This is a genomic window from Agreia sp. VKM Ac-1783 (assembly GCF_900177765.1).
Classification (GTDB): Bacteria; Actinomycetota; Actinomycetes; order Actinomycetales; family Microbacteriaceae; genus Agreia.
On the sequence record NZ_FXWI01000005.1, the window covers coordinates 207457 to 227452 of the forward strand.

The 19996-nt window shown below is 67.7% G+C and carries 21 protein-coding genes; 5 read left to right on the forward strand and 16 right to left on the reverse strand.

All coding sequences use genetic code 11. From position 1 onward, the window contains the following. Positions 1-64: 64 nt before the first annotated feature. From CCK87_RS16840 to CCK87_RS16875, 8 genes are all read right to left on the reverse strand, one after another. Positions 65-760, reverse strand: coding sequence for an alpha/beta hydrolase (locus tag CCK87_RS16840; RefSeq protein ID WP_086462565.1), 696 nt, complete (start codon positions 758-760; stop codon positions 65-67). A gap of 131 nt (positions 761-891) precedes the next feature. Beyond that, complete coding sequence (locus CCK87_RS16845) at positions 892-2031, reverse strand: cysteine desulfurase family protein (protein ID WP_086462566.1); 1140 nt, start codon at positions 2029-2031, stop codon at positions 892-894. 96 nt (positions 2032-2127) lie between these two features. Further along, positions 2128-2982: a carboxylating nicotinate-nucleotide diphosphorylase gene (gene nadC, locus CCK87_RS16850; protein ID WP_086462636.1), complete on the reverse strand. Its 855-nt coding sequence runs from the start codon at positions 2980-2982 to the stop codon at positions 2128-2130. Between the two features lie 4 nt (positions 2983-2986). Further along, positions 2987-4822 carry an FAD-binding protein gene (locus CCK87_RS16855; protein WP_086462567.1) on the reverse strand — a complete coding sequence of 612 codons (1836 nt, stop codon included), beginning with the start codon at positions 4820-4822 and terminating at the stop codon, positions 2987-2989. Position 4823: 1 nt separating this feature from the next. Next, complete coding sequence (gene nadA, locus CCK87_RS16860) at positions 4824-6143, reverse strand: quinolinate synthase NadA (RefSeq protein WP_086462568.1); 1320 nt, start codon at positions 6141-6143, stop codon at positions 4824-4826. A gap of 78 nt (positions 6144-6221) precedes the next feature. Further along, positions 6222-6899: an NUDIX domain-containing protein gene (locus CCK87_RS16865; protein WP_086462569.1), complete on the reverse strand. Its 678-nt coding sequence runs from the start codon at positions 6897-6899 to the stop codon at positions 6222-6224. Positions 6900-7124: 225 nt separating this feature from the next. Continuing rightward, a complete protein-coding gene (locus CCK87_RS16870) occupies positions 7125-7778 on the reverse strand; it encodes a biliverdin-producing heme oxygenase (protein WP_086462570.1) in 654 nt (217 codons plus the stop codon). A gap of 110 nt (positions 7779-7888) precedes the next feature. Next, the gene (locus CCK87_RS16875) at positions 7889-8188 is read right to left on the reverse strand and encodes a DUF2470 domain-containing protein (protein WP_086462571.1); all 300 of its coding nucleotides are present in this window, start codon (positions 8186-8188) and stop codon (positions 7889-7891) included. 97 nt (positions 8189-8285) lie between these two features. On the opposite strand from CCK87_RS16875, the gene CCK87_RS16880 reads away from it, so the two are divergent. Beyond that, positions 8286-8807: a DinB family protein gene (locus tag CCK87_RS16880; protein WP_086462572.1), complete on the forward strand. Its 522-nt coding sequence runs from the start codon at positions 8286-8288 to the stop codon at positions 8805-8807. Here the strand turns inward: CCK87_RS16880 and CCK87_RS16885 are convergent. The 6 genes from CCK87_RS16885 to CCK87_RS16910 form a co-directional block, all read right to left on the reverse strand. Further along, on the reverse strand, positions 8804-9409 hold the full coding sequence (locus CCK87_RS16885; protein WP_086462573.1) for a response regulator transcription factor: 606 nt from the start codon (positions 9407-9409) through the stop codon (positions 8804-8806). The genes CCK87_RS16880 and CCK87_RS16885 overlap by 4 nt on opposite strands. After that, positions 9406-10629, reverse strand: a complete 1224-nt coding sequence (locus CCK87_RS16890) for a sensor histidine kinase (protein WP_086462574.1) — start codon at positions 10627-10629, stop codon at positions 9406-9408. The genes CCK87_RS16885 and CCK87_RS16890 overlap by 4 nt, the downstream gene beginning before the upstream one ends. Before the next feature lie 61 nt (positions 10630-10690). Beyond that, positions 10691-11545 carry an ABC transporter permease gene (locus CCK87_RS16895; RefSeq protein ID WP_086462575.1) on the reverse strand — a complete coding sequence of 285 codons (855 nt, stop codon included), beginning with the start codon at positions 11543-11545 and terminating at the stop codon, positions 10691-10693. Next, the gene (locus tag CCK87_RS16900; protein ID WP_086462576.1) at positions 11542-12444 is read right to left on the reverse strand and encodes an ABC transporter ATP-binding protein; all 903 of its coding nucleotides are present in this window, start codon (positions 12442-12444) and stop codon (positions 11542-11544) included. The genes CCK87_RS16895 and CCK87_RS16900 overlap by 4 nt, the downstream gene beginning before the upstream one ends. Positions 12445-12518: 74 nt before the next feature. Beyond that, positions 12519-14090 carry a LuxR C-terminal-related transcriptional regulator gene (locus CCK87_RS16905; protein ID WP_086462577.1) on the reverse strand — a complete coding sequence of 524 codons (1572 nt, stop codon included), beginning with the start codon at positions 14088-14090 and terminating at the stop codon, positions 12519-12521. A 31-nt stretch (positions 14091-14121) separates the two neighbouring features. Next, on the reverse strand, positions 14122-14769 hold the full coding sequence (locus CCK87_RS16910; protein ID WP_086462578.1) for a dienelactone hydrolase family protein: 648 nt from the start codon (positions 14767-14769) through the stop codon (positions 14122-14124). Between the two features lie 98 nt (positions 14770-14867). On the opposite strand from CCK87_RS16910, the gene CCK87_RS16915 reads away from it, so the two are divergent. The 3 genes from CCK87_RS16915 to CCK87_RS16925 are packed head-to-tail and all read left to right on the forward strand — an operon-like array spanning position 14868 to position 16505. Next, the gene (locus tag CCK87_RS16915) at positions 14868-15542 is read left to right on the forward strand and encodes a nucleoside/nucleotide kinase family protein (protein ID WP_249273956.1); all 675 of its coding nucleotides are present in this window, start codon (positions 14868-14870) and stop codon (positions 15540-15542) included. Positions 15543-15588: 46 nt separating this feature from the next. Then, positions 15589-16005: a DUF2809 domain-containing protein gene (locus CCK87_RS16920; protein ID WP_086462579.1), complete on the forward strand. Its 417-nt coding sequence runs from the start codon at positions 15589-15591 to the stop codon at positions 16003-16005. A gap of 11 nt (positions 16006-16016) precedes the next feature. Next, positions 16017-16505: an SRPBCC family protein gene (locus CCK87_RS16925; protein WP_086462580.1), complete on the forward strand. Its 489-nt coding sequence runs from the start codon at positions 16017-16019 to the stop codon at positions 16503-16505. Positions 16506-16621: 116 nt separating this feature from the next. Here CCK87_RS16925 and CCK87_RS16930 read toward each other — a convergent pair whose 3' ends face one another. Further along, complete coding sequence (locus CCK87_RS16930) at positions 16622-18202, reverse strand: chaplin family protein (protein WP_086462581.1); 1581 nt, start codon at positions 18200-18202, stop codon at positions 16622-16624. Positions 18203-18312: 110 nt separating this feature from the next. After that, a complete protein-coding gene (locus CCK87_RS16935; RefSeq protein ID WP_140162914.1) occupies positions 18313-19311 on the reverse strand; it encodes a hypothetical protein in 999 nt (332 codons plus the stop codon). 262 nt (positions 19312-19573) lie between these two features. On the opposite strand from CCK87_RS16935, the gene CCK87_RS16940 reads away from it, so the two are divergent. Beyond that, the gene (locus CCK87_RS16940) at positions 19574-19939 is read left to right on the forward strand and encodes a DUF1801 domain-containing protein (protein ID WP_086462583.1); all 366 of its coding nucleotides are present in this window, start codon (positions 19574-19576) and stop codon (positions 19937-19939) included. The last annotated feature ends 57 nt before the right edge of the window (positions 19940-19996 follow it).

A 19996-nucleotide genomic window follows, 5' to 3' on the forward strand; every position in this document is an offset into this window, starting at 1 on the left:
CGTGGTTTTGGTCGATTGCTGACAGATAGATCGTGGCCGGGCAGGTCTCGCGGGGTTCGCGGCGTCAGCGGATGGCGGCGACGACCGCATTGGCCAGGTCGCGAGGCCGCGAGAACTGGGGCCAGTGGCCGGTCGGCAGCTCCACGATTCCGACCTCATGGAGGCGCGGCAACTCCGCGAAGTACGGCACTCCCGCCCCCATGCCGCGACGCATCTCCTCGGCGCTGTACGTGCACGTGATCACGGTGACAGGAACCTCGAAGCGCGCCTCGTTCGTCAGCACCTGCGGGTCGCGGGCGACGCGAGTAGGAGTGGGCACGGCGCGAGCTCTGAAGTTCTCGAGGTCAGCGTCATCGAGACCGCCCAGTTCGAGGTCGTCGAAGAAGTCCCACTCGGGCAGCGGCAGCTCGCCGTTGACCTCGGGGATGTTCGCGTTCACCTCCATGCCATCGGGGGTCGGGCCGCTGTCGACGTAGACCGCGTGCCGGATGCGGTCGGGATGGCGATCGACCACGGCGTGAATCACCGACCCACCACCGCTGTGGCCCACGAGCACGACGTCTCCGTCGAGCGCATCGACGTACTGCTCGACGTAACGGATGTGGTCGTCGAGGCTGATGCCGCTGCGGTCCGAGTCGAGCGAGTCCATGCCGGGAAGGGTCAGTGGGTGCGGGGTGTGGCCGGCCGCTTCGATGGCAGCGGTCACCGGAGCCCACGACCACGCACCGAGCCAGAATCCGGGAACGAGAACGATGTGCATGCGGGCCAGGATACGCCGGGGCGGCATGATCTCGATACGCCGGCTCCTTCGTCGCGCGGCTACTCGATCGGCGCAGGCAGACGCTGGTCGAGTAGGCCGCCCGCGGCCGTGTCGAGACCCGGGTCTCGGCGTCAGCGCAGCTGCGTCAGTGCGCGCACGGCCTCGACCGCGGCGGCGGCCGCCGCCTCCACGTCGGCGGCGGTCGACGCCGGCGAGAGGCTGAACCGAACGGCGGTCTGCGCATCCACCGGGTCGATGCCGAGCGCCAGCAGCACGGGCGACGGTTCGTCCCTGCCGGCGGCGCATGCCGAGCCGCTCGACGAGACGATCCCGCGCTCCTCGAGTCCGAGCAGCACGCCCTCGCCGCTCGTTCCCACGAAGAGGAACGACGCGATCGACGGCAGTCTGTGCTCACGTGACCCGGTCAGTCTCGCCGAGGGAAGCGCGGCCTCGACGCGCTCGATGAGGTCGTCGCGCAGTGTGGCGACGCGTTCGGATGCCTCGGCTCGGCCGGCCGCGGACAGTTCCGCAGCGATGGCGAGCCCCACCGCGGCGGCCACGTTCTCGGTGCCGGATCTGCGGCCGCGCTCCTGCCCACCGCCGTGCAGAAGCGGCTCGAGAACCACGCGGGAGCGCGCGGCCAGGGCGCCCACGCCCTTGGGCGCGCCCAGCTTGTGACCCGAGATCGACACGGCGTCGGCACCGAGCGCATCCAGGCTCACGTCGAGCCAGCCCGCCGCCTGCACGGCGTCGACGTGCATCACGGTGCCGGCCTCGTGGGCCAGCGCGCCGATGGCGACCGTGTCTTGCACGGTGCCGATCTCGTTGTTCGCCGCCATCACGCTCACGAGAGTCGTGTCACGGCGCAGCAGGCCGGCGAGGGCGGCGAGATCGACCCGGCCCGTCGCATCCACCGGCACGAACGAGACCTCGAAGCCGTGCACCCGGCGCAGAAAGTCGACCGACTCGAGCGTGGCCTCGTGCTCGATCGGCGTGGTCACGATGTGGCGACCCCGTGGCTGGCCGAGCGCGATGCCCTTGATGGCGAGGTTGATGGCCTCGGTTCCGCCCGAGGTGAAAGTGACCTCGCTCGGACGCGCGCCGAACCAGCCGGCGAGGCGAGCGCGGGCGTCGGCCAGAGCGCGAGAAGCCGCGTCGCCCAGAGCGTGATGGCTCGACGGATTGCCGAACTCTCCGGTGAGGTACGGCCACATGGCCTGCAACACTTCGGGCCTAACGGGCGAGGTCGCGGCGTGGTCGAGGTAGATCACGGGGTCACCGCAGTTGTCGCCCGTGCGGACAGTAGTGCCCGGTGCGCCGGTACATCTTGTCCGTAGCGGTATCTGCTGGCGATCATCGGGCCTCGCTCATGCATCGACGATGAGGTCGAGCCCCAAGTCGAGAGCGCGGGCGCTGTGGGTGAGCGCTCCGACCGAGATGATGTCGACTCCCGTCTCTGCGATCGCCCTCACCGTGTCGAGGTTCACGCCGCCGCTGGCCTCGACGAGTGCCCGCCCCGCCACGATGGCGATTCCCTCGCGCAGCTCAGCGAGCGTGAAGTTGTCGAGCATGATCGTGTCGACTCCACCCGCGAGCACGGGCTCGATCTGGTCGAGGCGGTCGACCTCGACCTCGAGGTGGGTGGTGTGCGAGATGCGGGCGCGGGCGCGAATGATCGCGTCGGTCAGCGAGACACCGGATGCCGTGAGCACCGCCAGGTGATTGTCTTTCGCGAGCACGGCGTCGCTCAACGAGAAGCGGTGGTTGCCGCCTCCGCCGCTTCGCACGGCGTGCCGCTCGAGGGCACGCAGCCCGGGAGTCGTCTTGCGCGTATCGACGATGCGCGCTCGGGTGCCCGCGACGGCCTCGACGTAGCGCGCGGTCACGGTGGCGATTCCGCTCATGCGCTGCACGAGGTTCAGGGCGACGCGCTCTCCGAGCAGAACTCCGCGCGCCGGGCCCGAGACGGTGGCGAGCACCGCGCCGGGTTCGAAGTGTTCGCCGTCGCCGAGCAGCACCGAGGTCGTGATCGACGCGTCGGCCGCGAGCATCGTTCTCGAGAAGGCCTCGCCGCCCGAGAGCACTCCGGCCTCGCGCGCCACAAGCTGGGCGCTGGCCGTCGCACCCTCGGGAAGGAATGCGTCGGAGGTCGCGTCGCCCCAGGGGGCGTCCTCGGCGAGAGCGGCTAGGACGACGAGGTCGATCGCCTGGGGTGTGAGCAGCATGTCAGTGTCCTTGAGTCTGAAGCGTGAGGGCGGTGTCGGGTGAGGCGTCGCCGGATGGATCTGCGGCTGTCCCGCTCGAGTCCCGGAGAGACGCGCGTCGCCGAGCCGCGGAGTCGGTCTGGGGGAAGTCGCTGCGTGCGTGGGCGCCGCGCGACTCGCGCCGAGCCTGCGCAGCATCGACGAGTGCCCGGGCGACGACGAGCAGGTTCGCTGTCTCGATCTGCTCGCGGTCGTCAGCGCGAACGGTGGATGCCTCGGCCCAGACCCGCAGGCGGGCTGCGGCCGTGGCGAGCCCCACTCCGGAACGGGTCAGCCCGGCGTAGCTCCACATGAGCGCCTGCAGTTCGCTGCGGTCGACACCGCTCCCGCTGCGCTGGTCGAGTAGGCCGCCCGCGGCCGTATCGAGACCGGCTCGCGGGTGGTCTCGATACGCCGGCTCCTTCGTCGCGCGGCTACTCGACCGGCGCAGCTCTGTCGTTGCGCTGCTACTCGACCGGCGCAGCTCTGTCGTCTCGCGGCTGCTCGACTGGCCCAGCCGGCTGTCGACCTCTCGTTGGTCGAGTAGGCCGCCCGCGGCCGTATCGAGACCACCCAGCGCAGCCGCCACCCGCCGGGCGAACACGGCGCCCTCGAGAAGACTGTTTGAGGCCAGCCGGTTGGCACCGTGAACCCCCGTGCGCGCCGCCTCACCCACCGCGAAGAGCCCCGCATGAGAGGTGCGACCGTCGAGATCGGTCTCGATTCCGCCCATGTAGTAGTGCGCTGCCGGAACGACGGGAACGAGCCCGCCGGCCAGGTCGAAGCCGGCAGCCGCGCACGCCGCCATGATCGTGGGAAAGCGTTCGGCGAGCGTCTCTCGACCGATGCCCCGGGCATCCAGATTCACGGGCACGCCACTCTGCTTCGCCATCTCTGCGGCGATCGCTCGGGCGACGACGTCGCGTGGCGCGAGTTCGGCGTCGGGGTGAACGCCGAGCATAAAACGTTCGCCCCGCTCGTTGCGAAGAACCGCTCCCTCGCCGCGCACGGCCTCGGAGACCAGGAAGTTCGACGGGGCAGCGAGCGTCGTCGGGTGAAACTGGTAGAACTCCAGATCGGCGGTGGCCACGCCCGCCCGCAGCGCTGCGGCCAGCCCGTCGCCCGTCGCGATCGCAGGATTCGTGGTGTGCGAGTAGAGCTGGCCGGCGCCACCGGTGGCGAGCACCACGGCGTCGGCAGGCAGCACCTCGCGCTCGCCGTCGGCCCGCAGCACCTTGATGCCCACGACCCGCTCGCCGGCATCCGCGCCTGCTGGGCGCATCGGCGCCTGGTCGACCGGCAGCGGATGCGCCGAACGGGCGCGCACCCCCGTCGCGTCGGCGAGCACCAGGTCGGTCAGCATGGTGTGCTCGTGCACGGCGACCCCGCTCGCCCGCACCGCAGCCACCAGGGCAGTCTCGATCGCAGCGCCCGTCGCGTCGCCGCCGGCGTGCAGAACACGCGGCCGCGAGTGTGCCGCTTCGAGCGCGCGGTCGGGCTCAGAACTGCCCGGCCGGCGGTCGAACAGCACGCCCCACTCGATCAGGCTCTGGATGGCCGCCGCCCCCTCGTCGGCCAACACGCGCGCGGCCGTCTCGTCGGTCAGCCCCGCACCCGCCCGGATCGTATCGTCGGCGTGCAGGGTGGCGCTGTCGTCGAGCGCGGTCGCGGCCGCAATGCCGCCCTGCGCGTAGCGGGTGTTGCTCTCGGCCAGCTCGCCCTTGGTCACGAGTGTCACCTCGTGCCCGTGCTGCAGTGTGGCGTGCAGCGCGGTGGCCAGCCCGGCGATGCCGCTGCCCACGATGATCACGCGCGCCATGTCAGCGCACCGTGTCGGCGACAGGCGCAGACGCGGGCGGCCGGGCCGCGAGCATCCGTTCGAGAGCGACCGTCGAGTCGGCGATCACATCTGCCGCGACCTGGATGCGATTGCGCACGACACCGTCGACCAGGCCCTCGAGTACCCAGGCCAGGTAGCCGGGGTGGATGCGGTACATCGTGGAGCAGGGGCAGATCACGTCGTCGAGGCAGAAGATGGTGTGCTGCGGGTACTCGGCGGCGAGGCGGTTCACGAGGTTGATCTCGGTTCCGATGGCGAAGGTCGAGCCGGCGGGAGCCGCCTGGATCGCCTTGACGATGAAGTCGGTCGAGCCGGCAGAATCGGCGGCGTCGACGACGGCCATGGGGCACTCCGGGTGCACGATGACCTGAACGCCGGGGTACTCGGCGCGCGCCTTCGCGATCTGCGCAGGAGTGAAGCGCTTGTGCACCGAGCAGAATCCGTGCCAGAGAACGACCTTGGCCTCGACGAGATCGTCGGCCGAGTTCCCGCCGAGTGGCCTGCGCGGGTTCCACATGGGCATGAGCTCCACGGGGATGCCCATGGCCTTCGCCGTGTTGCGGCCGAGGTGCTGGTCGGGAAAGAAGAGCACCCGCTGCCCGCGCTCGAACGCCCACTCGAGCACCGTCGCCGCATTCGACGACGTGCACACGATGCCGCCGTTGCGACCGCAGAACGCCTTGAGCGCGGCCGAGCTGTTCATGTAGGTGACCGGAATCACGGGGACCCGACCATTGGCATCCGGCGCCGTGCCGTAGATCTCGGTGAGCTCGGCCCACGCCTCTTCGACGGAATCGATGTCGGCCATGTCGGCCATCGAGCATCCGGCGGCGAGGTTGGGCAGGATGACCGCCTGCGACGGCTGCGACAGGATGTCGGCCGTCTCGGCCATGAAGTGCACGCCGCAGAAGACGATCGCCTCGGCATCGGGCTTGGCCTTGGCGGCGTTGGCGAGTTGGAAGGAGTCGCCCACGAAGTCGGCGTACTGCACGACCTCGTCACGCTGATAGAAGTGACCGAGCACGACGACCCGCTCACCGAGCGTCGCCTTCGCGGCCCGGATGCGCGCATCCAGTTCGTCGGCGCTCGCCGTCGTGTATTCGGCGGGCAGGCGGCCCTGCACGGGAGACCCGGTGGGGATGACGTCGGTCATGGACGCACCGGGTCCGTAGTTCGGAACGCCCGCGTCGAAAGCCCACGGCTGAAGGGCGAGCTCGGGCGTGCAGGTGCTCTCGGCGGCGGAGCCGGTCGTCGCTTGCTCGCGAGTGAGGAGCTGGATGGTGGTGTCGACGGATGTCATGGTGGTCTTCTTCGTACGCTGAGCCTGTCGAAGCGGGTATACCGTTCCCTTCGACAGGCTCAGGGAACGGACGGATTTCTATTGGAGGGGGCCGCTGTCGGCGAGGTCGATCGACCCGTCGTAGCGGTAGAGACGCGCGGGGCGATGCCGTGTGCCGGTGACGAATTCGCCCGTGGGCACGACGGTCTTACTGGACTCGATCGTGCGGCGGAAGTTCGCCGGATCGAGCGGCTTCTGCCTGACGGCCTCGTGCACCTCGCGCAGTTGGGCGAGGGTGAATGTGTCGCCCAGAAAGGCGTGCGCGATGCGGGAGTACTCCATCTTGGTGCGCAGCCGCCACAGGGCGTAGTCGACGATCAGATTGTGATCGAAGGCCAGCTCGGGCAGCTCGTCGGTCGACAGCCAGGTCACGTTCTCGCCCACGGTCGCTCGCGCGGCCTCGTCGCTTTCGACGAGGGCCCAGTAGACGATCGAGACGACGCGGGGCCCCGGTGATCGACCGACCTTGCCGAATGCGTAGAGCTGTTCGAGGTACTTCGGGGTGAGGCCGGTGGTCTCGAGCAGGTGGCTGCGGGCCGCCTCCTCGAGATCGTCATCGACTCGAAGCGGGCCTCCCGGCAGCGCCCATCGACCCTCGTGGGGTTCCCGGATGCGACGAACGACCGGAATCCACACGGTGCTGATTCCCGTGGTCGGGTCGGAGCGCAGCGAGAAGATCACGGTGGATACCGCGAGGACCGCCTGCTGCTGGCTCATGCCGTGCCGTTCGTGTCGTTACTTAAGGTATTGATGACCCTAAGTGCTGCAATAAGCTTAGTGTCACTCTGACCCGAACGCAAACACGCAGCGGCTCACTGTTTGGCAGCTCTCTTCTGCGCTGGTCGAGTGGTCGCGCAGCGACTGTATCGAGACCACGCAGGGTGATCTCGATACGCACTGCTCCTTCGTCGCGAGTGCTACTCGATCAGCGCACGCTTGGAGCTAAGCGGCCGCAGTCGCCTTCGCATTGGCCAGGTCGACGAACAGCTCGGTGTTGAAGCGGTAGGCGACCAGAACCTCGTCGATCACGCGGTCTCGCTCGGCGTCGTCCCAGCCCGTCGCATCCAGCTGTGCGCGGTAGGTCTCTTTGAACTCTTTCGGCTTGGCGATGTCGCCGAAGAGATAGAAGCCCACGCCATTGGTCTCGAAGCCGAACTGGCGCTGCATGAGCGTGCGGATGACCTGGCCGCCCGAGAGGTCGCCGAGGTAGCGCGTGTAGTGGTGGGCGACGAAGCCGCCGTTCCAGGTCGCGGCCACCTCGTTGATGCGTGCCACGTAGCGTGCCGTCGTCGGCAGGGGAGTGATGTGCTCGCGCCAGTCGTCGCCGATCAAGAAGCGAAGGTCTTCTTCGATGGCGGGCAGGCGGGTGAGCTTCGAGGTGATGAAGGGCGCGGCGACCGGATCGTTCTTCATGAGGTCGGCCGCAGCCTCGATCGCCTCGTAGATGAAGAAGTGCTGTGCGACGAGCGCGATGTAGTCGTCTCGCGTGCCCTTTCCGCTCATGAGGTCGCCCATGAAGTTGGCGCCCTCGCTCTCGCTGTGGCTGGTCCAGGTGCGCTCGCGCAGGGCTTGCGAGAAGGGGATGACGTTGCTCACGATGACGACTCCAAGACGGTGGGGTTCTCTAACCGTGAAGTTAGGTTGCCCTTACTTTATAGGACGCGCGGGCTCGATCGCCAGACGCAGTTGCGCTGTTCAGGGCTTTGTCAGTGCGGGCGCGGCTCGACGCCGAGGCGAGCGCAGGCCGCGTCATAGAGGGCGACGACTTCGCGGCGCACCTCGCCGCGCTCGGTGATCGGGCCGGCAGGCCACGCGATGCGCACCTCGCTCGTGACGCCGGCTGCGGTCGAATCCCAGGTCGCGACCGACCCGTCGAAGCCCGTCATGACTGCAGACGTGGCAGCCGGGTTCGCGAACGCCCGCACGATGAGCAGATTGTCATCGGTGTGGTCGCCGTTCATGTGGTTCAGGATCGCGGACACGACGTCGGGGCTGAAGGTGCTCATCCGTCGAGCGTATCTGCCCTCCAGGTCGGCACGAAGTCGACGACGCGTGGCGCAAATGGCCTGGTGGGGCCGCTCGACGCATCCATAAACTCGGCCCATGCCTATCGTTCCCGAGACCAAGAGCTGGACCTGGGTGCTCGAGAAGCCGTGCCCCGAGTGCGGTTTCGACGCATCCACCGCCGACGCCCGCGAGGTCGCCGAGCTGACCCGCGAGAATGCCGCCGCCTGGCCCGCCGTCCTGCAGCGGGCCGATGTGCGCGAGCGACCGGATGGCGACACCTGGTCGCCGCTCGAGTACGCGGCGCACGTGCGCGACGTCTTCACGATCATGCGGGGCCGGCTCGAACTGATGCTGGCCGAGAACGATCCGCAGTTCGCCAACTGGGACCAGGACGCGACCGCTGTCGAGGAACGCTACAACGAGCAGGACCCGACCGTCGTGGCGACGCAGCTGGTCGAGGCGGGTCGAGCGATCGCCGACGCGTTCGATGGCGTGCCCGTGGATGCGTGGGGCCGGTCGGGCAGGCGCGGAGACGGAGCGGGTTTCACCGTCGAGACGCTGGCGCAGTATTTCATCCACGACCCGGTGCATCACCTGCACGACGTGTCGAAGGCCTAGAGCCAGCCGTTCGTCTCGGCGATGCGCGCCGCATCCGCTCGATTGCGTGCCCCGGTCTTGCCGATCACGGCTGACAGATGGTTGCGCACCGTGCCCTCGGAGAGATGCAGGATGCGCGCGACATCGGCGATAGATCCGCCGGTGCGTGCGGCCGCGAGCACGTCAGTCTCTCGTTCGGTGAGGGGGGAGTCGCCCTGCGCGAGCGACTCGGCGGCGAGTGAGGGGTCGACGACGCGCAAGCCGCTGGCGACACGGCGAACGGCGTCGGCCAGCTGGGCCGACGGTGTGTCTTTGACGACGAAGCCCGATGCGCCCGCCTGCATCGCCCGCGCGAGGTAGCCCGGGCGGCCGAACGTCGTCACGATCAGCACGCGACAGTGCGGAACCGCCGCGCGCAGTTCGGCTGCCGCGGCGATGCCGTCGATACCGGGCATCTCGATGTCGAGCAGAGCGACATCGGCGGCGGACGACCTGGCGGCATCCACGACCTCGTCGCCGCGCCCCACCTCGGCGACCACCTCGATGTCTGCCTCGAGCGAGAGCAGCGCGGTGAGCGCGCCGCGCACCAATGCCTGGTCGTCGGCGATCAGTAGCCGGATCATGAATGTGCGCCTGTCTTCTCAGTCGTCAGGGTCGCGGTGGCTGGCAGGCTCGCGGTGAGGGTGAAGCCGCCGAGCTCGCCCGTTCCGACTCGCAGAGATCCGCCGGCCGACTCGACACGTTCGCGCAGACCCTGAAGACCTGTCGATGACATCGATCCTGCGAGAGCGTGTGTTCCGGGTCCTCGCCCATCGTCATCGATCGTCACGCCCTGCGCCGAGATGCGGATGCGGCAGCGCGAGGCTCCCGCGTGCCGGATGACATTTGTGACTCCTTCGCGGATCACCCAACCGACGAGCTCGCGGTGCTCCACTGGAACGGTCTCGGTCGACGACGGGAGCTCGGCCTCGACGCCCGCCGCGGCAAGCGCTCGCCGCACAGCCGCGAGTTCTCCACTCGCGGTGACGCCGCGCGCGCCCGACACAGTGGCTCGCACATCTGCCAGCGCACCGCGGGCGATCGTCTCGACGTCCTCGATCTCGGAGCGCGCCCGCTGAGGATCGGCATCCATCAGACGAGCAGCCAGCTCCGACTTCACCGTGATGACCGTGAGGGAGTGGCCGAGAATGTCGTGGATGTCGCGTGCGACCCTGCTCCGCTCGCGTTCGGCGGTCACTTCTTCGAGCTCCGCCTGGGTGGCGCGCAGCTCGTTGATGACGGCGATGGTGCGAGCGAATGCTGCCATCATGAGCGGGATCGACAAGATGATGACCGGCTGAACCAGAACTGCCTCGGACCACGGCTGTGTCAACGCTCGAACAACGAGCGCGAGTACCGAGAGCGCGCCGATTGCCGTCGAGGTGAGCGTCCACGAGAAGACACACATTCCGACGATGACGCCCGGATAGGTCCACAGCCCGACGGTGCCGGTGCCCAGCCAGGGCACGAAGACGAGGGTCAAGGCGAACATCGCCCCGCAGACCATAAGCCGACCACGGGTCGAGAGCGTCCAGGCCACGGGTGCCGCTGCGAGGAAGCAAAGGCTGAATGCCACGACCAAGACGATGCCCGCGGTGCTTTCAAGGGCCGAGCCGGAGCGTCGCACGATGTCGGGGATGGTCGAGTAGACCCAGAACAACGAGAATGTCGCCCCGATGTACCAGCTGTACGCACGTGGCGACATCAGCGCCGAAGGCAGAACCGTCGTCGGATCCGGTCCCGCGCTTGCCGGACGGATCGGCCACCCGGGGCCGAACCGGCGCGGTTCCTCGATCTTCCTCACCCGCCCACCCTAGAGGCCTCGAGCGACGACTGGCCCGTGCGCTCGACCAGCCGCGCCATCCTCATACCCGCTTGGTGTCGCGCCGGAAGAAGACGACCGTGCCGATCAGGAACACCGCGAACCAGACGAGCGCGTTCGCCAGGGCCGCGAGGTCGAAGCCGGCGCCCGTCAGCGGGGCGCGGGCCAGTTCGCTGATGCCGTAGACCGGCGTGAAGGCCGCGATCGTCTGCATGAAGTCGGGCATGCTCGAGACCGGGTAGAAGAGTCCGCCGATGAACGCGAGCAGCACGATGGCGAGGCTCGTGACCTGCGCCGCATTCTCGCCCGGAACGAGGTAGCCGACCATCAGCCCGAGCGTCGTGAACACCGCGCTCGCGAGCAACCACCCCACGAGGCCCGTCGAGATCCACTGCGCAGGCGAGAGTTGGATGCCGCTGATCGCGCCGACCAGGTAGGTCGCGATCACGGCGACGAGGCCTAGCAACATACCCGCGATCATCTTGATGAGCACGTTCACCAGTGGGTTCAGCGGAGTGAGCCGCAACTGCCGGCTCCATCCCTGGGCTCGCTCGACGGCGACGGATGCTCCGGTCTGGGTCGCCGACATCATGGCACCGTACATCGCCATCGACACCATGATGAAGGCCGCGACCGACGGCCCTCCGTCGGCGACGGCGGTGTCGGTGAGGGGCACGTCGCGCATGGGGTAGCCGACGATGAGGAACATCATGACCGGGAAGATCAAGGTGAAGAGCAGTGTGCGGCGGTTGCGGAGCTTACGAGCGAGCTCGATGCGCAGGTAGGTCAGGGTGAAGCCGCCGAGGGGAGGAACGCGTCGGTCGAGCTGAACGCGGCCGGCTGATGCCCGGTCGGTCAGGCCGGCGGTCGCCGCGGAGGGCACGATAGGGGTGGTCATGCGGAGACTCCTTCTGAGGTGAGGGCGAGGAAGACGCTCTCGAGGTTCTGGCTCGTGATCTCGATGTCGCGAGCCGCCGTGTAGGTGAGCAGGTGTCGAGCGAGAGCATCCGAGTCGCTCGTGTGCAGCGTGACGCGATCGCCCTGCACGGACACGTCGTCGACCGCCGGCAGCATCGAGAGCGCGGAGGTGTCGGCATCCGGCAGCGTCACCCGCACGATGCGCCCCGAGACGAGGTTCTTGATCTCGGCTGTGGCGCCGTCTGCCACGATCGTGCCCCGGCTCATCAGCACGATGCGGTCGGCGTACTCGTCGGCCTCGTCGAGATAGTGGGTGGCGAAGAGAACGGTACGCCCACGGTCCGCGTCGGCTCGGATGGCGTTCCAGAAGGCTCGCCGCCCCTCGACGTCCATGCCGGTGGTCGGCTCGTCGAGAATCAGCAGCCCGGGGTCGGAGAGTAATGCCATGGCGAACCGCAGGCGCTGTTGCTGGCCTCCCGAACACAGACCGACCCGGCGAGTGGCGATATCGGCGATGCCCGCGCGATCGAGCACCTCGGCCACGGGCCGGGTGTCGGCGAAGAGACTGGCGGTCAGATCGAGTGTCTCTCGCACGGTGAGGTCTTTGAGCAGACCACCGGTCTGCAGCACGGCCGAGACGAGGCCGCGCGAAATGGCAGCACGGGGCGAGAGCCCGAAGACCTTCACATCGCCACCGTCGGGAGGTGTGAGGCCGAGCATCATGTCGATGGTCGTGGTCTTGCCGGCACCGTTCGGCCCGAGGAACGCGACGATCTCGCCGGGTTGCACCGTGAGGTCGACGCCGGAGACGGCGTTGACGTCGCCGAAGCTCTTCACGAGGGCCGTCGCGTGGATGGCAGGGATGGAGGAGATGGTCATGACTCCAGCCTGGCGGCGCGAGTCATCGGATGCGTCTGAGGACTGTCACCTTTGCCCTATGACATCCGTCACCCCTAGGCGAGTCCCAACTGGTGCGCGATGTCGGCCGCCGCCTGTCGAGAGTGCACGCCCAGCTTGCGGTAGAGCCTGCCGGCGGTCGTCTTGACTGTGTTGTGACTCACGAACAGAGCCTCGGCTATCTCCGGGAGAGACCGATCAGATGCAAGCTCGATCAGAAGCTGACGTTCACGCCGACTGAGCTGTGCCATGACCACGGAACTGTGCGGCAGCGGATCGTCGCCGATCCCATCCAGTTGCGCGGGCAGAACTGCTTTCGAGAGTTCTGCGAGCTGGTCCAGCTGGTCTCGGGCGATCGAGGTGTACACGCTGTAAAGGCGCTCGCCGGCGATGGCTTCGTGCGCGGAGCCGAACGCGCTCACCGCTGCGTCGCGCCGATCAAGGCTCAGCCGTGCTGAGGCGGTCAACACGAGGACAGTCGCCTGCACTCGAGGTGTCGGCTCTTTCTCCAGCGCGTTGCCGCCGGCCTGCAGCACGTCGTGCATGCGCCCTCTTCTGTACGCGGCCGTCGCGAGCTGCAGATGATCGGAGGCGGTGAGAGCCGCCGCCGGGTCACGAACGATCGCGCGATCGCGCAGAGGAGCCGCCCGATCCAGCGCCGATCCGATGTAGCGGGCGTTCGATCCTTCTGTCACCAGACCGTCTGGCCTGGCCTGCACCTGCTCTTCGACCGCGCGCACGACTTTCGCCGCTGCATCCGGAGATCGGGCGATCCAGGACCGCACCCAGATCTCGGCTGCCCAGTACTCGCCCACGGGGGCGTCGGTCAGACGAAGCAGATGCTCGGCAGCGGCGGAGTATTCGAGTCGGTCGGCGGATACCAGCGCCTGCGCCAGATGCAGCGGAGCGTCGTATCTCTGCCCCTCGGCGGCCACACCGAGGGCCCGAGCGATCCAGCGTTCGGCTGTATTCAGGCGCCCCTGGTCCGCGTGCATCCAGGCCAGGGATGCCGCTGCGCGCCGAGCGATGAGCGGTTGCGAGGTCAGGTTGGCCAGCTCCCACGACTCTTCGTATTCGCGCACTCCGCCCGCATCGGCAAGGTCGAACGACCGGCCCCACTGAAGAAGGAGATGAGGCAGCGTCATCTCGATCACGGGTTTGTCTCGAGCCGGCAACTCGTCGAGCATCCTCCGGCCTTCGGATGCGGAGCGGACGGCCGCCGTCAGTCGCCCCTGCGTTCGGTGCCCCGCCGTCCTTCCGGCGGAGCCGATCAGACGATCCAGGGTCTCCCTCTCTCGAGGCGTTCTGCCGGCCGCGTCGTAAGCGAAGTCGTAGAAGCTGCTGGGGTCACCACTCGCGATGAGGTGCTTCAGATAGTTGACTCCGACGAGGAGGCTCGGTATCGCGACGAAGGCCTCGCCCGGAAGAGTCGAGATCGACGCGAGGAGGGCATCGGGGTGGCTGTCTACGAACCGATCCCAATGGGCCGTTTCAAGCTCGAGTCCTGCTTGCCAGCCGCGTTCAGCTGTCACCGCGGCAACGGCCTGCGGCAGTTCCTCCGGGCTGAAGAAGCCGTCGGAATCGGGGATGTCAGTGGGGAGGGCGTTCTCGACGCCCTCGAGACTCATGGTCACTTTCTGTGCTTCTTTCTTGGAGCGATCAGTCGAGCAACTGACCCTGCATGAAGTAGGTCGACCGGGCGAAGGCGAGAGCGGCGGCGTTCTTGTCGAGCACGGCCGAGATCGTGGCGTTCGCGAAGTAGGTCGATGTTCCGATGTAGTTGTGACGGGTCACTGGTGTGCCGACCTCCTTGAGGCGGCTCACGAAGAGGTCGGCGGCCAGGCCGGAACCCCACTCGTCGTATTCCGAGTAGTGCAGTGCCACAGGGCACGGAACGATGCCGCTTTCGGCGTCGCTCAAACCGGCGTAGTAGGCGATGACCGTGTCGACCGCACCCTCCTGCGCGCTGCGCAGCGCCAGGCGGCCGCCCATTCCCATGCCGATGAGACCGATGCGTGCGGCACCGGAGCTCCGCGCGAGCGCGATGGCGTCAGAGAGCGTGGCGCTGGCGAACCCCTCGTCGAGACGTGATCGGAGCAGCTCCACGCCCTCAACGTCGACGGCTGCGACACCGTTGAAGAGGTCGGGGACCACGACGAAGAATCCTTGCTTCGACAGGGCCGTGGCGTAGGCCTCGAGGTAGGGAAGGCGTCCGTAGTCATCGTGCACGAGCACCACCGCGGGCAGGCCTTCCGTGCCGAAGACGAGTGGCCATCCGGGCGAGGGGATGTCGACGAGGTCTGTCACGAGGAATCCTCTCTTTGACTACACGTCGCAGTGTATCGAGCGCGCCTGTGCGTCCGTCCGACGCATCTGAGGGGCGGGGAGTGCGTACGGTAGTCAGCGTGACCAGACCCGCGCCGATCGTCGTCTCCTCTGTGGAGACCCAGCTGACCGCACTCGTCCGCGAGCTTCCTCGGGGCACGAGCGGACGCGTGATCGTGGGCATCTCTGGATCGCCCGGATCGGGCAAGTCCACGCTGGCACGAGCGCTCGTGCGGGCGATCGGTCCGGGAGCGGTGTATCTGCCGATGGACGGCTTTCACCTCGCCGACGAGCAGCTGTCGCGCGAGGGCCTGCTCGAGCGCAAGGGCGCGCCTGACACCTTCGACGCGTTCGGGTACGCGCGGCTTCTCGAAACCGTGCGCGCCCGACCTCGGCACACGATCTACGCGCCCGATTTCGATCGCCGCCTCGAGCAGCCGCTTGCGGGGGCTCGCGCCATCGAACCGCGCGACGACATCATCGTGACCGAGGGCAACTACCTGATGCTGCCGGGCGAGGCCTGGAGCGCGGTGCGCCGACAACTCGACACGGCATGGCACGTCGTCACCGATCCGGCGGTCCGGCAGCGCCGGCTGCTCGCCCGACACGAGACCTTCGGTAAGACCCCGGATGCGGCGCGCCAGTGGGTGCGTTCCGTCGACGAGCCGAATGCGCGGCTCATCGAGGCGCGCGAGGGCGCGGCCGACCGCATCCTCGATCTGACGGAGTGGGTGCCCGACCCCGAATCGGACTGAACCGATAGTGCCGTGTGAGGGCGAGGTAAGCGGGTACGGTCGAGCCATGTACTCGACGCCGACGAGGCACCGCGTTGCGCTTGTTCTCTCGGTCTGCGCTGTCATCGCGATCGGGCTGGGTGTGCACGCCATCGATGGTTCCGCGGCGGCATTCGTCGCCGACTCCTTGTATACGGTGCTCGTGTATCTGCTCCTTCGCACGGTGTTCGTGCGGGCGCGGCTCTCGGTGCTCGCGCTCGCGGCGTTCGCATTCAGCGCGCTGATCGAAGTACTCCAGCTCTCCGGGCTGCCGGAGCAGTGGGGAAATGCCTTTCCGCCGGTGAGGCTCGTGCTGGGGGCATCGTTCTCGGCGATAGACCTCGTCGCGTACGCAATCGGTGCGCTCGTCATCTGGCTGCTCGATTGCGCGGTGCTGCGCGTGCTGAGCGCGCGGTCGAGTAGGTCTGCGCCTCCTCCCGCGTGACAGGATGAGGCATGCCCGTCGTCGAGTCCCGCTGTGTTGTTCCGGTCGATGTCGAGACGGCTTTCGCCATCTCGCAGACGACGGGCGAGATCCGCAAGCGTTGGGACCCATTCATCAGAAAGCAGTACTTTCTGCACGGGGCTACGGTTCCGGCGAAGGGGGTGCACACCTACACGGTGCAGCGCTTCGGGTTTCGTATGGAGAGCGAGTACGTCTCGTACAAGCCTCCGTCGAATGTGGGCATGAAGATGACCAAGGGCTCGTGGTTCTTCGAGAAGCTCGGTGGCGGCTGGCGGTTCACTCCCGTCGATGGCACTTCGGGCAGCACGCTCGCCGTCTGGCGCTATAACTTCACGTGTCAACCGAAGTGGCTCGCGCCCCTCGCGGAACGTATCGGGGCCATCGTGCTTCAGCGTGACATCGACCGCCGCATCCGGGGTTTCGCCCGGGGGTGTGAAGACCCGGTGATCTTGGCGGCAGTGAACGCAAACGGGCGCTGACTCGAGGACCCGCACGGGCATCCGAATCAGCACGCCGATGTGTGGGGCGCGTGCCCGTGCCGGACGACACGCAATGATCTGCGCGTCGCCCGGCACGGGCGTGTTCGAGCTGAGGCTCAAATGCGAGCGTTCTTTCTGCGCGCAGTGATCGTCAGGGCGAGTCCGGCCAGCAGCAGGAGCGCGATCGCTCCGAGCAGCGGTGCCGCGGAAACGCCGGTGAGGGCGAGGCCCGATGCGTCGCTTCCGGCGGTGTAGGCCGAGGCCGAGTAACCCGCGGTGGTGACGCTACCGGCGGTGACCACCGTGGAGGTGGTCGTGGTCGGCGTGGCCGGGCCCGTCGGAACTACTGGGTCCGTGGGATCGGTCGGATCCGTCGGGTCGGTGGGGTCCGTCGGGTCCGTCGGGTCGGTTGGATCCGTCGGGTCGGTCGGCGTCGTCGGTCCGCCCGGGGTGACTGTGGGGTCACCGATCACCGTGATCGCGTTGCCGCCCAGGTCGATCGGAATGTTGATCACCGGAATGATCTGCGTTCCTCCGCCGATGCTTCCATCGCCGCCGGTGGTGTTCTCCGACGAGCCGCCGGTGCTGCCACCGGTGACATCCGATCCCGTGGTGGTCGGGTCGCCGATCACCGTGATGGCGTTGCCGCCGACGGTCACGGGCAGGCCCACGACGGGAACGATCTGTGTTCCGCCGAGGATGCTGTCGTCGCCCGTGGTGGTTGCGCCGGCGCCGGTCGTTCCGGTGCCGGTGCCGCCGGTGGTTCCGCCGGTGACGGCGGAGTCGGTGGACTCGGCGTCGCCGATCAGCGTGATGGCGTTGCCGCCCGCGGTGACCGGAGCTCCGACGACGGGAACGATCTGTGTTCCGCCGAGGATGCTGTCGTCGCCCGTGGTGGTTGCGCCGGCGCCGGTCGTTCCGGTGCCGCCGGTGGTTCCGCCGGTGACGGCGGAGTCGGTCGACTCTGCGTCGCCGATCAGTGTGATGGCGTTGCCACCCACGGTGACCGGTGCACCGATGTCACCGAGCACCTGGGTGCCGCCGAGAACACTGTCGGTTCCGTCGGTGGATGCGCCGGTGCCGGCGGGAACGTCAGACCCCCCGCCCGCCGTGCCTGCACCACTCGTGCTGCCGGTGCTGCTCGAGTCTCCGATGACGGTGATGGCGTTGCCGCCCACCGTGATCGGGACATCGATGTTCACCAGAACCTGCGTACCGCCGAGCAGCGAATCCGTTCCCGTCGTTGTGACGGGTGCGGTCTCCGCCGGGGCCTCGGCGACCGGCGCGGTGTCGGCTGCGCCGGACTGCTCCGAGTCGCCGATCACGGTGATCGCGTTACCCGACACATCGATCGGGATGCTGACATCCACGATCGCCTGGGTGCCGGATGCGATCCCGTCGTCGCCAGAGGTCGTCGCCTCGGCGGCGGGCTCCGGGGCCGGTGCCGGCTCAACTGCCGGCTCAGCCGCAGGGGCGGGAGCTGCCTCGGGAGCCGTCGACGTGGCATCCCCGAGGATGCTGATCGAGTTGCCCGAGAGGTCGACCGGAACGTCGAGGCCGATTGCGGCCTGGGTTCCCGAGAGCAGGCCGTCGTCGCCTGATGTGGTGTCTGCAGCGTTTGCTGCGGCTACGCCGAGGCACGAGAGGCCACCGACGAAGAGGGTGAAGTACAGCCCTCTCTGAATGAATTTCTTCATGATGATTCAACTCCAAAAGATGGTGAGACTGATGAGCTCCAGCCGCGCGGATGGCGGGGGAGATGGTTCGCTTGATCTGCCCACGGATGATCGGGCAGGTGCGAACTCAGTCAGTCAGGAGTCGAACCGAGGTCGAACGTCGGTGAAGTCGGAAGCGCGTCGTCGGATGCGAGAGCGCGCAGGCTGAGAGCCGCGTGGACGAAGATCGCGCCGGAGATGGATTCGAGTGCCGCAGGCGCGCCGGAACCGGCTCCGCCGCCCATTCCCTGGCCGCCACTTCCCGACGGAGCGGGCAAGACCACGGGAGAACCCTCCGCAGGCCCGGCAGGTGCAGGGGAACCCGGGTTCGGAGGCGTTGAAGAGCTGACGGAACCGGCCTGCCCCGGGGCGGGGAGACCAGGGATGGAGCCGGACGAGGTTGGACCGCGGAACGGCGTCGTCGGCAGTCCAGCTGCGGGCGCTGCGGCGGGTGCCGTCGTGACGGCCCCGGCAGTCGATGGGTCGGCGAGATCGAGGCTCGGAAGGTCGAGACCGGGTACAGCTGGAACGACGATGCCGGGACCGACCGGACCAGATACCCCCGGGAGCGACGGGACGACCGCGGCAGCGGTATTCGTGACCTGGCCCAGGGTGGTGTCGGCAAGTGTGACGACCGGCGCCGTGACGGTGGCTGTCGGGGTGGAGCCGAGGATGTCGTTTACAACCGGAACTGCCGCGACGACAGGGTCGACGAGGTCGGTCACGGGCTCGACGATCTCAGAGACCGGAGCATCGGGGACCGCATCGATGATCGGAACGACGACCTGCTCGACGACGGGGTCGACGACAGGCTGAACGACCTCGGCTACGGGCTCGGGAACGATGGCGGTGACGCTGTCGACCACGGGGGCGACGGGCTGCACCACCGAATCGACCACCTGGCTTACGGGCTGGGTGACCCCGGAAACGATGTCTCCGACGCCGTCGAGAAGACCTCCGTCAGCGTGGGCGGGCGTCGCCGATAGGAATATCCCACCCACGACGAAGCCGGCGCCGACGAGTCCGCCGAGCAAAAGAAGCCGCAGTCGACTGACGGGTCGGTGCTCTTGGATGGCATCCACGTCAATCACCCCCAGCGGCTGAGTACCCCCAATGTAGGCACGACGTACACGCTCGGTAAAGAAGCTGGGATATTTCGGGTCGAGGAGCTTTCGTGACGAATCGGCGCGTTCAAGTGGTGTGAATCGCACCTGATCATGCTCGTCAACGAGACTCGATCGGCGCGATCTCGCAGCCGCAACCTCATGCCGTGACTTAATTCAGATGCCGATTTAAACAAGCAAGAATTTCTCGGTTCACGAGTCCAGATCCTCCGACGGTTACCCTGAGCGCATGCCGAAGAAGCAGCTCTCCGTCGACGAAGCTCTCGACCGGCGTGCACATCCATGGCGTGCCCAGATCGACCTTCTTCGTGCCCGGACTCGTGCCGTCGACAGTCGAATCGTCGAGGAGTGGAAGTGGAATGCCCCGAGCTTTCGCATCGGAGGCGATTACCTGTACACGTTCATGCTGCGCCCCGACGACTATCTGCACCTCGTCGTGCATCACCCCTCGGCGCCCGAGATCACCAGTGAGCTCCTCGAGGGTGAGTACGCCGACGGTCGCCGCATGATCTACCTCCGTGATTCGCGCGAGGTAGAGGCGAAGCTCCCGGAGTTCACGCGCGTGCTCAGTGCGCTTGTCGCGCGGTCGACGTAGCGCCACTCCGGATCGTCGCCCCCTGGTCGACCACGCGAGCCGATTTCCTCTCGATTC

Excerpts from the sequence above, each read along its gene's own strand:
- CCK87_RS16875 (WP_086462571.1), bottom strand. The coding sequence starts at position 8,188 with ATGAGCACCTTCAGCCCCGACGTCGTGTCCGCGATCCTGAACCACATG.
- nadA (WP_086462568.1), bottom strand. The coding sequence starts at position 6,143 with ATGACATCCGTCGACACCACCATCCAGCTCCTCACTCGCGAGCAAGCG.
- CCK87_RS16840 (WP_086462565.1), bottom strand. The coding sequence starts at position 760 with ATGCACATCGTTCTCGTTCCCGGATTCTGGCTCGGTGCGTGGTCGTGG.
- CCK87_RS16925 (WP_086462580.1), top strand. The coding sequence starts at position 16,017 with ATGCCCGTCGTCGAGTCCCGCTGTGTTGTTCCGGTCGATGTCGAGACG.
- CCK87_RS16865 (WP_086462569.1), bottom strand. The coding sequence starts at position 6,899 with ATGAGCCAGCAGCAGGCGGTCCTCGCGGTATCCACCGTGATCTTCTCG.
- CCK87_RS16900 (WP_086462576.1), bottom strand. The coding sequence starts at position 12,444 with ATGACCATCTCCTCCATCCCTGCCATCCACGCGACGGCCCTCGTGAAG.
- CCK87_RS16930 (WP_086462581.1), bottom strand. The coding sequence starts at position 18,202 with ATGAAGAAATTCATTCAGAGAGGGCTGTACTTCACCCTCTTCGTCGGT.
- CCK87_RS16920 (WP_086462579.1), top strand. The coding sequence starts at position 15,589 with ATGTACTCGACGCCGACGAGGCACCGCGTTGCGCTTGTTCTCTCGGTC.
- CCK87_RS16940 (WP_086462583.1), top strand. The coding sequence starts at position 19,574 with ATGCCGAAGAAGCAGCTCTCCGTCGACGAAGCTCTCGACCGGCGTGCA.
- CCK87_RS16895 (WP_086462575.1), bottom strand. The coding sequence starts at position 11,545 with ATGACCACCCCTATCGTGCCCTCCGCGGCGACCGCCGGCCTGACCGAC.
- CCK87_RS16905 (WP_086462577.1), bottom strand. The coding sequence starts at position 14,090 with ATGAGTCTCGAGGGCGTCGAGAACGCCCTCCCCACTGACATCCCCGAT.
- CCK87_RS16855 (WP_086462567.1), bottom strand. The coding sequence starts at position 4,822 with ATGGCGCGCGTGATCATCGTGGGCAGCGGCATCGCCGGGCTGGCCACC.
- CCK87_RS16880 (WP_086462572.1), top strand. The coding sequence starts at position 8,286 with ATGCCTATCGTTCCCGAGACCAAGAGCTGGACCTGGGTGCTCGAGAAG.
- CCK87_RS16885 (WP_086462573.1), bottom strand. The coding sequence starts at position 9,409 with ATGATCCGGCTACTGATCGCCGACGACCAGGCATTGGTGCGCGGCGCG.